Raw genomic sequence first — 14,093 nt, 5'->3', positions numbered from 1 at the left:
GCATTAAGCTACCATTATTGACATATAAAAATATGTAGGCAATAAAAAAGCACCTGAAAGGTGCTTTTAATTAATTAAATCTATGTATTCGCACTTTTTTATAGGTTTGCAGCCTGACGTAGTGCATCAGCCTTATCCGTGCGCTCCCATGTGAAAGCGGTAAATTTCTCGCCTTTATATTCCATCTCAAATGGGTTACGACCGAAGTGACCGTAAGCGGCTGTTGCCTGATACATTGGATGTAGTAGATCCAGCATAGTGGTAATAGCATAAGGGCGTAGGTCAAAATGTTCATTGATCAGCTGAATGATTTTTTCATCAGATATTTTGCCTGTGCCAAAGGTGTTGATGGCAACTGAGGTTGGCTTAGCTACACCAATCGCATAAGAGATTTGTATTTCACAACGATCGGCTAAACCAGCAGCGACAATGTTTTTTGCAACGTATCGGCCTGCATATGCAGCTGAACGATCAACTTTTGATGGGTCTTTGCCGGAGAAAGCACCACCACCATGACGGGCCATGCCCCCATAAGTATCAACAATAATTTTACGTCCAGTTAAACCGCAATCGCCGACAGGTCCACCAATTACAAAGTTGCCCGTTGGATTGATGTGGAACTGAGTGTCTTTCGTAATCCATTCTGCAGGGATTACATGCTTAACAATGAGCTCCATCACGGCTTCACGTAGATCCGTTTGAGATACTTCTGGATTGTGCTGTGTAGAAAGAACTAAGGCATCTACAGCAACGGGTTTTCCGTTTTCGTAGCGGAACGTTAATTGTGATTTTGCGTCGGGGCGTAACCAAGGTAACAGGCCAGATTTACGCGCTTCAGCTTGACGCTCGACCAAACGGTGCGCATAAGTGATAGGTGCAGGCATCAGTACATCCGTTTCGTTTGATGCGTAACCGAACATAAGCCCTTGGTCGCCTGCGCCTTGGTCTTCTGGTTTTGAGCGATCAACACCTTGGGCAATATCGATAGATTGTTTACCAATAATATTGATAACGCCGCAGGTTTCACCGTCATAACCAACATCGGATGAAGTGTATCCAATATCGCAAATAACTTTACGGACAAGGTCTTCAAGATCTACCCAAGCGGATGTGCTTATTTCGCCTGATACTACAGCTACACCTGTTTTTACCATAGTTTCGCAGGCTACACGGGCATATTTGTCTTCAGCAATGATTGCATCAAGTACGGCATCAGAGATCTGGTCGGCAATCTTGTCCGGATGGCCTTCGGAAACAGATTCTGATGTAAATAAGCTGTATTCGCTCATCGTTAAAATACCTTTGTGAACAAGTGGTCAAGGTCGGCTCAATTTCATACTCAAAAGAGAGTTTCAAGAAGAAATACAGTCTGGCCGTATGAGCCTGCCTAAAAATTAAGGACGTATTCTACTCGTGAGATTAGCCAAATGCATATTATTAAGAGGCTCTTATGATGAGAATTTTAACTTTTTGCATGAAAAACACTCATTTTTACCAATAAATGCGAAATCTTATTTGATGCGAGTCGCTATCTGCGAGAAAATTGCGCGCAAATTATCCTGAATCTTCAAATTGGGCTATCGGCCCAGGAGCTTAGTTAATGTCTTCTCGTAGAGAACTTGCCAACGCGATCCGCGCGCTGAGCATGGATGCCGTACAGAAAGCAAAATCTGGTCACCCGGGTGCCCCTATGGGTATGGCTGATATCGCCGAAGTGTTATGGAACGATTTCATGACACATAACCCAACTAACCCACAATGGTTTGATCGTGACCGTTTTATTTTGTCTAACGGACATGGCTCTATGCTGATCTACAGTCTGTTACATTTAACGGGCTATGATGTATCCATTGAAGATCTTAAAAACTTCCGTCAGTTACACGCAAAAACTGCAGGTCATCCTGAATATGGTTATTGCCCAGGCGTTGAAACAACGACCGGCCCTTTAGGTCAGGGCGTGACTAATGCTGTTGGTTTTGCCATTGCTGAAAAAACCTTAGCGGCGCAGTTTAACCGTGAAGGTCATCAGATCGTTGACCATAATACTTATGTATTTATGGGCGATGGTTGCATGATGGAAGGGATCTCCCATGAAGCTTGTTCTCTTGCGGGAACCTTAGGCCTTGGTAAGTTGATCGCTTTTTGGGATGACAACGGCATCTCTATCGATGGTGAAGTTGAAGGTTGGTATACGGATGATAACGTTAAACGTTTTGAAGCATATGGCTGGCAGGTAATTCCTGCGGTTGATGGACACGATGCTGATCAGATCCGTGCTGCGATTACCCAAGCCCAAGAAAATACAGAACAGCCGACTTTGATTTGTTGTAAAACAGTGATCGGTTTTGGTTCACCTAATAAAGAAGGCAAAGAAGATTGCCACGGCGCTCCTTTAGGCGACGATGAAATCGCGTTGACTCGTGAACGTTTAGGTTGGACACATCCTGCTTTTGAAATTCCTGAAGATATAGCGGCGGATTGGGATGCAAAAGAAGCGGGTGTTCATGCAGAGAATGAGTGGAATGATCGTTTTGCTGCTTATCGTGCAGAATACCCTGAAGAGGCCGCTGAACTTCTACGTCGTATTTCAGGCGATCTTCCAGCCGATTTCTCTGATAAAGCGGATGCTTGGATCAACGAAATTAACGAGAAAGGCGAAACGATTGCTTCTCGTAAAGCGTCTCAGAACGCACTGAATGCCTATGGTCCTTTACTACCTGAACTTCTAGGCGGCTCTGCTGACCTTGCGGGTTCTAACTTGACCCTTTGGTCTGGTTGTAAAGGTGTGACTAAAGATGATCCTAATGGTAATTACCTTTTCTATGGTGTTCGTGAATTTGGTATGTCCGCAATAATGAATGGTATTGCTCTTCATGGTGGCTTTATTCCTTACGGCGCGACGTTCTTAGTCTTTATGGAATATGCACGTAATGCTTTACGTATGGCGGCATTGATGAAGCTGCGTGCAATACATGTGTACACCCATGATTCTATAGGTCTGGGCGAAGATGGCCCTACACATCAGCCGATTGAACAGATATCTAACCTTCGTCATACACCTAATATGAGCTGCTGGCGTCCATGCGATGCAGTTGAGTCTGCGGTTGCTTGGAAAGCTGCATTAGAGCGTGTTGATGGCCCTACAGCGATGGTGTTCTCACGTCAGAATTTGCCCCATCAACAGCGTACAGCGGAACAGATAGAGAATATTAGGAAAGGTGGTTACATCCTTCGTGATACTGATGGTCAGCCTGATGCTATTCTTATAGCGACAGGTTCAGAAATCGGTTTGGCTATGGATGCTGCAGACGCTTTAGCAGCGGAAGGAACTAGGGTTCGTGTAGTTTCAATGCCTGAAACTAACTTGTTTGATAAACAAAGTGCGGAATATCGCGAATCGGTTCTGCCTTCAGCAATCACAGCACGTGTTGCTGTTGAGGCTGCGCAAGCTGATTTCTGGTACAAGTATGTAGGATTGGATGGAGCGATTGTGGGTATGCGTACCTTTGGTGAGTCGGCTCCGGCGGGTGACTTATTTAAGTACTTTGGTTTTACAATAGAAAATGTTGTAGATACCGTTAAATCAGTACTTTAATCACCTATTGAAACTTAAGGCCCAGTCTAGACTGGGCCTTTTCTGTTCTATTTTAATCTACTATATAGGTAAATAGATTGAACTATCGCGTTGCAATAAATGGCTATGGTCGAATCGGTCAATGTGTACTGCGAGCAATCTATGAGAATGGCCTACAAAATATTTTTAAGGTCGTTGTTATCAACGAGCTTTCCGATATAGAAACGGTAACTTATTTAACGCGTTATGATACGACCCATGGACGCTTTCCAGCCTCAGTGGAGCATGATGGTAAGAAATTAATCATCAATGGCGATAAAATTGATGTTATTAATGAATCTGAGGTTAAAAACCTGCCTTGGTCTGAGCTAGATATAGATCTTATTTTTGAATGTTCTGGGTCTTTTAAATCGAGAGCTGTAGCGGATAAACATATAGAACAGGGGGCGAAAAGGTTGCTTTTTTCTCAGCCTGCGACAACGGATGTTGATGCCACTATTGTATATGGTTTGAATGAACAGCTGTTAAAAGCGGAGCATCAGATTGTCTCTGCTGCATCTTGTACCACTAACTGTATTATCCCTGTTTTGGATCTGCTGGATAGAGAACTAGGTATTCAGAATGGCGTGACGACAACGATTCACTCAGCGATGAATGATCAGCCGGTAATCGATAGTTATCATCAAACCGATCTGCGATTAACCCGTAGTGCAATGCATTCTATAGTGCCGGTTGATACAGGTTTAGATAAAGGTATTGATCGTTTGCTGCCGCATTTAGAAGGTAAGTTTCAATGCCTGCATATTCGTGTTCCTACGATTAATGTATCGATGATGGATATGTCGATTAATGTTGATAAAGAGACCTCAGTTGAGGTGGTTAATCAGATATTACGTCAAGCTTCGATGCAGGGTGCTTTAAAAGGACTATTGGGCTATACCGAAGAGCCTCATGCATCGGTAGACTTCAATCGTGATGCTCGATCTGCTGTTGTGGATGGTACTCAAACTAAAGTTTCTGAAGGGCATTTAGTCAAAGTGGTTTGTTGGTTTGATAATGAATGGGGCTTTGCCAATCGAATGTTAGATGTAGCTAAACATTGGTTACAATTGGCTTGATTGTAGAAAACAAAATTTCAATTGAGCCTAATAGATAAGATCTACAGGTTCGATTAGCGACAATTTTTTCAATCTTAATTTTTAAATATAATTAGGGCACGTCATGAGCGTACTAAAAATGAGTGAACTGGATCTAAACGGCAAGCGCGTTTTGATCCGTGAAGACCTAAATGTTCCAGTAAAAAATGGTGAAGTAACATCAGATGCACGTATTCGTGCAGCACTTCCTACAATTGAGCTGGCGTTAGAAGCAGGTGCTAAGGTGATGATCATGTCTCACCTAGGTCGGCCAACGGAAGGTGAATATAACGAAGAGTTCTCTCTGCAACCCGTTGCTAACCATTTGGCTAAATTATTGGGGCGTGATGTTCCACTAATTAAAGATTGGTTAGATGGTGGTTTTGACGTTAAAGAGGGTGGTTTAGTCCTTCTTGAAAATGTGCGTTTTAATGTTGGCGAAAAGAAAGACGATGAATTGCTAGCTAAAAAGATGGCAGCCTTGTGCGATGTATATGTGATGGATGCATTTGGTACGGCTCATCGTGCACAGGCTTCTACTCATGGCGTGGCTCAGTTTGCACGCATTGCGTGTGCTGGACCTTTACTGGCTGGAGAGCTTGAGGCTTTAGGTAAAGCGCTAGACAAACCGACGCCTCCGCTTGCAGCAATTGTTGGTGGATCTAAAGTTTCAACCAAATTAGAAGTCTTAAATGCCCTGTCGGCTAATGTAGATCAGCTGATTGTCGGTGGGGGTATTGCGAATACTTTCCTTGCCGCTGCGGGTAAGCCTGTAGGTAAATCTTTGTGCGAACATGATTTAATTCCTGTCGCACAAGCGCTTATGGAAAAGGTTGCAATTCCATTACCCGTTGATGTTGTTGTTGCTAAGACATTTTCTGAAAACGCTGAAGCAACGGTCAAGCTTGTTGATGATGTGGCCGAAGATGACATGATCTTAGATATAGGTCCCCAATCGGCTAAGCAGTTAGCTGAGCTATTAAAAACTGCAGGTACTATTATTTGGAATGGCCCTGTGGGCGTTTTTGAGTTTGATCAGTTTGGTGAAGGTACTAAAGCTTTATCGTTAGCAATTGCTGAAAACCAAGGATTCTCTATTGCGGGCGGCGGTGACACGCTTGCGGCTGTTGATAAGTATGATATCGCTGATAAAGTGTCTTATATCTCTACGGGTGGTGGTGCGTTCCTTGAGTTTGTCGAAGGGAAAACATTGCCTGCTGTGGCAGCCTTAGAAGCGAAGAATTCATAATTTTAATAAGTGATGGGTGTTACACTGCGCCTATCTTATTGCCTGACGGCAATATTAACGGACATAAAAGGGTGACAAAATGGCTTTAATTTCCATGCGTCAGCTGCTGGATCATGCTGCTGAGTACAACTATGGCATTCCAGCATTTAACGTGAACAACCTGGAACAGATGCGCGCGATTATGGAAGCCGCAAATAAAACAAACTCCCCAGTGATTGTTCAGGCATCAGCCGGTGCGCGTAAATATGCAGGCTCTAATTTCTTGCGTCATATGATTGAAGCAGCTATCGCTGAGTTTCCTCATATCCCTGTATGTATGCACCAAGATCACGGTACGTCGCCTGCTATCTGTCAGCGTTCAATTGCTATGGGTTTCTCATCCGTAATGATGGATGGTTCTCTGATGTCTGATGGTAAAACACCATCAAGCTATGAGTACAATGTTGATGTTACACGTCGTACGGTTGAGATGGCACATGCGTGTGGTGTTTCTGTCGAGGGGGAGCTAGGTTGTCTAGGGTCACTAGAGACTGGGCAGGCGGGTGAAGAAGATGGTGTTGGTGCTGAAGGTACACTTTCGCAAGAGCAGATGTTGACGGATCCTGATGAAGCTGCTGATTTTGTGAATAAAACAGGCGTAGATGCATTGGCCATTGCTTGCGGTACTTCCCATGGCGCTTATAAATTCACTCGCCCACCAACTGATGATATTCTTGCAATTGACCGTATTAAAGCGATTCATGATCGTATCCCTGGTACTCATCTTGTTATGCATGGTTCATCTTCTGTTCCTCAAGAATGGTTGGCTGTCATTAATGAGTTCGGCGGAGAGATTCCTGAAACCTACGGTGTGCCAGTTGAGCAGATTGTTGAAGGTATCAAATATGGCGTGCGTAAAGTGAATATAGATACTGATTTGCGCTTGGCATCTACTGGCGCAATCCGTAAATTTATGGCGGAAAATCCAGCTGAGTTTGATCCGCGTAAATATTTGAAGAAGACAATGGATGCGATGACTGATATTTGTATTGCTCGTTATGAGGCGTTTGGCTCAGCAGGTAATGCATCTAAAATGACTGCGATCTCTCTAGAAGATATGGCGGCTCAGTATGAGACAGGCCAATTGGATCCAAAAATTGTTTAATTGTTTAAACATAAAAAAACCGCTTTATAAGCGGTTTTTTTATGCCTGTCTTTTACTTAATCTAGCCAATCTCTCGCTGAAGCCGTGATTTTTTCTACTGCGGTGTGTGATATTTTTCGTTCGATCGAAATGGCATAAAAGTTATTCACAATTTCATCTGTCTCCCCTAGGCTGATTAACCCCAGTTGAGCAGTGACCTCGTCTTTGATCGGTGTAGGTACGACCATAATACCCTTGCCAGCATTTGCGAATGCTTTAATTAGAGCGCTATCGTCAAACTCGCCGATGACTCTCGGGTGAATGCGATTTTTGCTAAACCATTGCAGTAGTTGGCTGCGTACAATAGTGGTTTCTCCTGGAAGCAGCATAGGACTACCATTCAGGTTGTTTGGAAAGTCATCGCTCAGTTGAGCTGCTACGTCTGGATGTGCCATAAAGCTACTACCGCATCGTCCCAAACTGTGGCTAAAACCGTTAATACTAACGTCGGTAGGGATCGGAGACTCGGAAATAACAAGATCGAGTCGATGGAGTGCGAGTTGGGCGAGCAGTTCGTTAGCATCGCCTTCGTGGCAGATCATGCGTATATTTTTTATATCATCTATAGCCGGAGAAAGCAGAAGGTAGGCAATGGACTTCGGAACGACATCAACGACACCAACTTTAAAGACCAGTGGGCGATTTTTATCTAAATTGCGTACGCGCTCTTCCAGTTCACCACCTAATGAAAATATATCAGTGGCATAACTTAGTACCATATGACCTGTTTCTGTGAGCTCTAATTGTCGGCCAACTTTGGTAAATAGAGAGCAGCCTAAATAGTCGTCAAGTAAGCTGAGTTGAGCGCTAATAGTATGGGGTGTAACGCTTAAACGCTCTGCTGCGGCGACAATACTTCCCTCTTTAGCTACCATCCAGAAATAATGAAGATGTTTATAATTAATCATAAGTGCTCGTAAAAAACGATTATTTGTTTAAGAATAATCGACTTTAGTTGAATTTGGAAGCCGTTTAGTTTGTTAAGGTTGGTGCCGGAAAGTCTTTATAGGCTTTTGGTTAATTTTTTTTAGGAGGGGTGTTATGAAAACATCTATGAGTTCTTCCGCGACTTATTCGCAATCATCTGCGATTGAGACGAATAAGGTACTGCGCAATACATATGCATTGTTGTCCCTTACGCTGCTATTTAGTGCGATTATGGCGGGTGGTTCTTTATTGCTGCAACTTCCCCACCCCGGCATCATCATCTCTTTAGTAGGCTTTTTAGGGTTGTTTTTCTTAACCGCTAAATTAAGCAATAGTATTTGGGGGCTTCCCTCCGTTTTTGCGCTGACTGGTTTCATGGGATATACCTTAGGGCCTATCGTTGGGCACTATCTTTCTATGCCTGGCGGCGGCGCTATAGTTATGAATGCTATGGGGATGACAGGAATTATCTTTTTAGCATTATCTGCATATGTATTAACCACTAAGAAGAATTTTAGCTTCATGGGTGGTTTCTTGATGGTCGGGATGATTTTGGGTGTCGTCGCGAGCTTAGCGGCCTTCTTTTTCCAGATGCCTGCTTTATCTTTAGCAGTTTCGGCCATGTTTGTGTTGTTAATGTCCGGTTTTATTCTCTATGAAACAAGTAATATCCTTCATGGCGGTGAGACAAACTACATTATGGCGACTGTTTCTTTATATCTATCGATATACAATTTGTTCACCAGTTTATTACACCTTTTAGGCTTTTTAGGTGGTGATGAGTAAATTAGCTATGTGATAAACCCTGTTAGGGATTTTATAGGCGGTCTTCCAAGGAACCGCCTTTTTTTCTTTTAGGGCCTGCCAACCGGTCAGTCACGACTTATATAGGTCGCTGAATGTTACTGATATCTAAATAACTAATGCCTGATGCCTGTTTTGGGAAAGTTAAGGTATAGAGATCTGCTACTTCAACTGATTTTTTTGCTCTTGTTTATGTAACGTAGACAATTCATGGATAAGTGTTTTTCCCTCGTTTTTCCCAGCCGATAGCTGAAGTCAAAACCTAGTATTGCTATATGGGCTGTTAGATTTACATTGAGTTCATTAAATTGCTCTGGCGGAATAATGATATTACTTGCATGATCGCTGCCTGTAGCTTTGCGTCAACGGGAGCGAAAGCAATATTGAAAGGTTGAGTAAGGTGGCGTTATCTCATAGTAAACCTGACCGCATAGGTAGCTTAGATAACTATCTACTTTTTGTGGGGAACACCAATGGTTGCTCTCTTTGTGGTAGCCATCATTTAATTTCAACGACAATTTTTTTTGTAGTATTGGAAGTAAATGGCAACTTGTTGGTGCTTATAGTGTCTAAGCATAGCGCGTTAACTATCGTTGTATTACCTTATTTAAAACTCTGTAGTAATCCTAAGTTCTTGGTTGTTCAATGTAAGAATGTGGCTTGTGCTGTATGGGTTCTGCGTATTGTTTAGTATCTTGGTTGTTTTTTGTGAAAAAGTATAAAAGGAAAATTCATGTCATTTTGCTTAGCGTTTAAAGTTCGAGATTATGAATGTGATCTGCAAGGTATTGTAAATAACGGTGTTTATTTTAATTATTTAGAACATGCTCGACATGAATTTTTACTTGCTAAAGGGATTAACTTTGCAGCGTTAACGGCCCAAAAAATACACTTGGTTGTTGTTCGTTCTGAAATGGATTACAAACGCTCGCTGACCAGTGGTGATTGTTTTGAGGTGCGTGTGAATGTGGAGCGCATTAGTAAAGTAAAGTTTGGGTTTCGTCAGCAGGTTATTTGTTCGGATGGAACCATCGCGCTTGAGGCCCTTGTTATCGGCGTTGCGTTAAATCAACGTGGTAGGCCTTGTGTATTGCCAGAAATAGAAGCTTTAATCGAGCAGGCTGAGTGATGGAAAGCTGGTTGTTAACTAATGAGCTGTATCTGCGTCTAGGCGCCTTTTTTGGGGTGTTTTTAATTATGGCTCTGTGGGAGAAAGCTAGGCCTTGTCGTCCACTTAATTTTACTCGATGGTATAGGTGGAGCAATAATCTTGCATTGGTTTTTCTGAATAGTTTGATACTTAGGTTGTTGTTTCCAGTTGCCGCCGTTGGGGTTGCTCTTTTAGTTGAGCAAAAGGGATACGGGTTACTGAATTTGCTGGGGCTACCGCTATTTGTAAGTACGTTTATAGCGGTTGTGACTTTAGATATGCTGATCTACTGGCAGCATGTTTTATTTCATAAAATACCGATGTTATGGGCTTTACATAAAGTGCACCATGCTGATCTTGACTATGATGTCACTACCGGTGCGAGGTTCCATCCAATAGAGATTTTGTTGTCAATGTTAGTCAAAATGGCGGCTATTGTTTTGTTGGGAGCACCTGCTGTTGCGGTACTTGTTTTTGAAATCCTTTTGAATGCATCGGCCATGTTCAATCATAGTAATATTCAACTTCATCGTACTGTGGATAAGTTTGTAAGGATGTTTTTTGTAACGCCGGATATGCATCGAGTGCATCACTCGCAGATTCAACAAGAAACGGATAGTAATTATGGTTTCTCTCTTTCTTGCTGGGATCGCCTGTTTTCAACTTACACGGCGCAACCCAAAAAAGGTCATTTAGGTATGGATATAGGTTTATCTGAACTTAAAGAGCCTAGCTTGGTATGCTCACTTAAAGGAATGATTACGCTTCCGTTTCGCCGTTAGTGAGCCTCTTTTAGAGGCTAGATTTTAGTTGTGCCCAGAATGCGCTAACTAAAGGGTTTTTGAGCTTTTTCTCTAAAGTGATGATCCCTACTTCGTAAGCTTTCAGCTTTGGACAGATGTCTAGAATATCTACAGTATTAGCTAGAGGGCTATTGTCTAGCACTATTTGCGGAACAACCCCAACGCCAAAGCCGAGGCTTACCATGCTGACAATCGCTTCATTACCCGCAACTTGGGCATAAATAAGTGGTTTTATTGTTTGTTCTTTTAGCCAGCGATCTATGCGTTTTCGGGCAATGCCTTCCTCAGACAGTATCATAGGTACTGTTTCATCGAGCTTGTTAATTGATCTAGGTTTGCCTTCAATCCCTTGTTTCGGGGCAATAAATAATAAGGGGGATAGCGCAATAGGTTTAAATGCTAGACCGGTCGGCAGAGAGTCAGGTTTGGCTGTGATAGCAAAATCTTCATTACCTGAAAGAACTTGATTGATGGCATGTTCAGGATCGCCGGTGTGTAGCTTTATTTCAATTTTAGGGTAGTTGCTTCTAAATTCGCTGAGGATGGCAAATAAAAAGCTATAGCTAGCGGTAACGGAGCAGTACATGCTGATTTGGCCCTGTAATTCTCCTGTGCGTTCCATTAACTGAGTTTTTAGTGTGTTCCACTGGGTTAGGGACTCCCGAGCATAGCTAAGAAAAATATTTCCTTCTGCTGTTAAGGCTACACTTCTATTATCCCGATCAAAAAGGGATACACCGACTTCGTCTTCGAGTTGTTTTATGCTTCTACTCAAGGCGGAGGGGCTAATATGAGATGCTTCGCTTGCGCGGCCAAAATGTAGGCTATCTGCTAAGTGAATAAATTGTCGTAGCTGTTTTATATCCATATGTACTTTGTTGCAAATATTGAGATATTTGCCATTAGTTTATGCTATTTAGTGGGATTTGAAACTAGTGATCTTAGCTTTTTAAGCTTATTTGCTTTCGGTAGTGTTTATTATTTATGCTATTATTGTGCAGTGCACAATAAAACCGGAGGCTCGTTATGACAAAGATATTAAATCTGGCCTTACAGGGTGGCGGAGCGCATGGTGCCTTTGCTTGGGGGGTTCTTGACCGCTTGTTAGAGGAGGATTTTAAACCCAAGGCTGTAACCGGTACGAGTGCAGGGGCTATGAATGCCATATTGCTTGCCCATGGTTGGCAGCAAGGTAAAGCCGAGGGTGCAAAAGCCTTATTAGATCAGTTTTGGACACAAGTTTCGTTAAATTCTCCAGGAGAGCTTTTAGGTTCTCAACTACACGATACCCAAGTGACGTCTATGACGGGTTGGGTGATGGATCTACTGCGTTATATTTCCCCATACGATCTTAATCCGCTAGATATTAATCCTTTGCGATACTTACTAGAGGATCTTGTTGATTTTGAAAAATTGAAAGAAGCATCGCCAGTTAAGCTATTTATTGCTGCTACGGACGTCAGTAGCGGGAAGATTAAGTTGTTTCGAGAAAATGAGTTGACGGTAGAGCATGCTTTAGCATCGGCGTGTTTGCCAACATTACATAAAGCAATCGAAATTGATGGGAACTACTATTGGGACGGAGGCTTCTCAGGTAACCCTGCGGTATATCCATTGATATTTGATTGTAAAGAAGATGACATATTGCTGGTTTTGTTACAGCCCCTTCAAGGCGGAGAGTTGCCCACTACGTCGCAAGCAATTAATCAAAGAGTGACAGAGCTTGGCTTTCAGAGCACTTTTTTACGAGAGATGCGTGCGATCAGTTACACAATGGAGCAAGCAAAAAGCTGCTATTTTAGTCTTAATAAATTGGAGCGTCGTTTTAGAAATCTACGCTTTCATCTAATTGAGTCAGGAGAGGTTTTTTCATCTTTAGAGCAAGCGAGTAAATATGATACTCGGCAGACATTTTTACAGGAATTAAAAGAAAAAGGGCGTTTAACTGCCGATCGATGGATTGTAGAAAACTGGGAAAAGGTCGGTAATAAACCGAGCTGTGATTTAGAACCTCTATTTCTGTAATAAAAGTTTTTATAGAGGTTGGTTGTGAGCGGTTAGCGTGAACGTACTAGCAGGTTTGAGAGTAGAGTAATTTGTAGAAGGTTTTTTTGTTGATCAGTAACAACTGAAAAATAGATTTATTTGATAACATGGCTTCCTAACCTCTAGCGCAGTAGAATGTGTTTTTGCATGCTTAATTAGGTGATTTAAAGAGCAATGACAGACTTTCAGAATAAAGATAAGCCGGAATCAGTTAAGCCGCGTAGCCGAGGCATTTACCTATTACCAAATCTCTTTACAACGGGTGCGCTTTTTTCGGGGTTTTATGCCGTAGTTGCCAGTATGAATGGGCATTTTGAAAATGCTGCTGTTGCTATCTTTGTTGCTATGGTGCTTGATGGTTTGGATGGGCGAGTTGCTCGTATGACCAATACCTCAAGTGCATTTGGTGCAGAATATGATTCATTGGCTGATATGGTTTCCTTTGGGGTTGCGCCATCTTTAGTGGTATTTAATTGGGTCTTGGATGATATAGGTAAGTTGGGTTGGTTTGCTGCGTTTGTGTATGTGGCTGGTGCGGCATTAAGGCTCGCACGTTTTAATACCCAAATTGGTTCTACGGATAAACGATACTTTATCGGGTTGCCTAGTCCAGCCGCCGCAGCGGCCGTAGCGGGGCTTGTTTGGGCTGCGACTGAATACGATATAGATGGTGGCCCTTATGTTTACCTTATCGCTGCCTACGTTGCTATCGTAGGTGTTTTGATGGTGAGTAATGTTCTTTATTACAGCTTTAAAGATGTAAACCTAAAAGAGAAGGTGCCCTTTCTTATCCTCGCAGGCATTGTGCTTGCTGTAGGTGTTATATCTATTAGTCCTGCCATATTTCTGTGGATACTCTTTTTAGCGTATGCGATCTCTGGGCCATTACTCTGGGCTTGGCGAAAGAGTAAACACAAATCTAGTATGTAAGTTTAAGCGGCCTTCTATTATGAAGGCCGTTTTTGTATCCGTTTGTCACTTTTACCTTTATAAATAATAATCTTGATGAGGCTCCCCTTGTTTTAGTGAGTACTAAAACGTACATGTGTGTTACTAGGCTTCTGTCTTTGCTTAAAAAGGAGGGGAAGTGCTTGGTTTGATCGCTAAATAACCAATTCCGCCCCGATTTCCGCTTAATGTCGCTTTTTTGCCTTTATTTTGCAGTTTTTTAGTTTTGCCTGTTGACCTTGTTTAGGAAGTGTCTATAATTCGCCGTCCTTG

13 protein-coding genes are annotated in these 14,093 nt (G+C 42.5%); 10 read left to right on the top strand and 3 right to left on the bottom strand.

Features of this window, described 5'->3' with window-relative positions; genetic code table 11:
- Positions 1–98: 98 nt before the first annotated feature.
- Entirely contained in the window at positions 99–1,289 is a 1,191-nt protein-coding gene (gene metK, locus Q4492_RS10230; protein WP_303417585.1) for a methionine adenosyltransferase, read from the bottom strand.
- A gap of 311 nt (positions 1,290–1,600) precedes the next feature.
- Here metK and tkt point away from each other — a divergent pair, with 311 nt between their 5' ends.
- From tkt to fba, 4 genes are all read left to right on the top strand, one after another.
- Positions 1,601–3,595 (top strand): transketolase, encoded by a 1,995-nt coding sequence (tkt, locus tag Q4492_RS10225; protein WP_303417583.1) that lies wholly within the window; start codon positions 1,601–1,603, stop codon positions 3,593–3,595.
- Between the two features lie 77 nt (positions 3,596–3,672).
- Positions 3,673–4,692: a type I glyceraldehyde-3-phosphate dehydrogenase gene (locus tag Q4492_RS10220; protein WP_303417581.1), complete on the top strand. Its 1,020-nt coding sequence runs from the start codon at positions 3,673–3,675 to the stop codon at positions 4,690–4,692.
- A gap of 103 nt (positions 4,693–4,795) precedes the next feature.
- The gene (locus tag Q4492_RS10215; RefSeq protein WP_303417579.1) at positions 4,796–5,959 is read left to right on the top strand and encodes a phosphoglycerate kinase; all 1,164 of its coding nucleotides are present in this window, start codon (positions 4,796–4,798) and stop codon (positions 5,957–5,959) included.
- 79 nt (positions 5,960–6,038) lie between these two features.
- Positions 6,039–7,103, top strand: coding sequence for a class II fructose-bisphosphate aldolase (gene fba, locus Q4492_RS10210; protein ID WP_303417577.1), 1,065 nt, complete (start codon positions 6,039–6,041; stop codon positions 7,101–7,103).
- A 56-nt stretch (positions 7,104–7,159) separates the two neighbouring features.
- Here the strand turns inward: fba and nhaR are convergent, their stop codons facing one another.
- Complete coding sequence (gene nhaR, locus Q4492_RS10205; protein WP_303417575.1) at positions 7,160–8,050, bottom strand: transcriptional activator NhaR; 891 nt, start codon at positions 8,048–8,050, stop codon at positions 7,160–7,162.
- Positions 8,051–8,183: 133 nt separating this feature from the next.
- On the opposite strand from nhaR, the gene Q4492_RS10200 reads away from it, so the two are divergent.
- The 4 genes from Q4492_RS10200 to Q4492_RS10185 all read left to right on the top strand — a co-directional run bounded on the left by Q4492_RS10200 (position 8,184) and on the right by Q4492_RS10185 (position 10,805).
- On the top strand, positions 8,184–8,855 hold the full coding sequence (locus Q4492_RS10200) for a Bax inhibitor-1/YccA family protein (protein WP_067866632.1): 672 nt from the start codon (positions 8,184–8,186) through the stop codon (positions 8,853–8,855).
- Between the two features lie 418 nt (positions 8,856–9,273).
- Positions 9,274–9,564, top strand: coding sequence for a hypothetical protein (locus Q4492_RS10195; protein ID WP_303417573.1), 291 nt, complete (start codon positions 9,274–9,276; stop codon positions 9,562–9,564).
- A 42-nt stretch (positions 9,565–9,606) separates the two neighbouring features.
- Entirely contained in the window at positions 9,607–10,002 is a 396-nt protein-coding gene (locus tag Q4492_RS10190; protein ID WP_303417571.1) for a thioesterase family protein, read from the top strand.
- Positions 10,002–10,805, top strand: a complete 804-nt coding sequence (locus tag Q4492_RS10185) for a sterol desaturase family protein (RefSeq protein ID WP_303417569.1) — start codon at positions 10,002–10,004, stop codon at positions 10,803–10,805. The genes Q4492_RS10190 and Q4492_RS10185 overlap by 1 nt, the downstream gene beginning before the upstream one ends.
- 10 nt (positions 10,806–10,815) lie before the next feature.
- Here Q4492_RS10185 and ilvY read toward each other — a convergent pair whose 3' ends face one another.
- Positions 10,816–11,694: an HTH-type transcriptional activator IlvY gene (gene ilvY, locus Q4492_RS10180; protein WP_303417567.1), complete on the bottom strand. Its 879-nt coding sequence runs from the start codon at positions 11,692–11,694 to the stop codon at positions 10,816–10,818.
- 158 nt (positions 11,695–11,852) lie between these two features.
- Between ilvY and Q4492_RS10175 the strand changes: the two genes are divergently transcribed.
- Together Q4492_RS10175 and pssA are read left to right on the top strand one after the other, a co-directional pair.
- The gene (locus Q4492_RS10175; RefSeq protein ID WP_303417565.1) at positions 11,853–12,851 is read left to right on the top strand and encodes a patatin-like phospholipase family protein; all 999 of its coding nucleotides are present in this window, start codon (positions 11,853–11,855) and stop codon (positions 12,849–12,851) included.
- A 195-nt stretch (positions 12,852–13,046) separates the two neighbouring features.
- A complete protein-coding gene (pssA, locus tag Q4492_RS10170; protein WP_303417563.1) occupies positions 13,047–13,802 on the top strand; it encodes a CDP-diacylglycerol--serine O-phosphatidyltransferase in 756 nt (251 codons plus the stop codon).
- The last annotated feature ends 291 nt before the right edge of the window (positions 13,803–14,093 follow it).

The sequence above is a fragment of the Neptuniibacter sp. 1_MG-2023 genome (assembly GCF_030547185.1).
Lineage (GTDB): Bacteria > Pseudomonadota > Gammaproteobacteria > Pseudomonadales > Balneatricaceae > Neptuniibacter.
The sequence above is the reverse complement of the archived record's forward strand: the minus strand, read 5'-3'. Positions and strand labels throughout refer to the sequence as shown.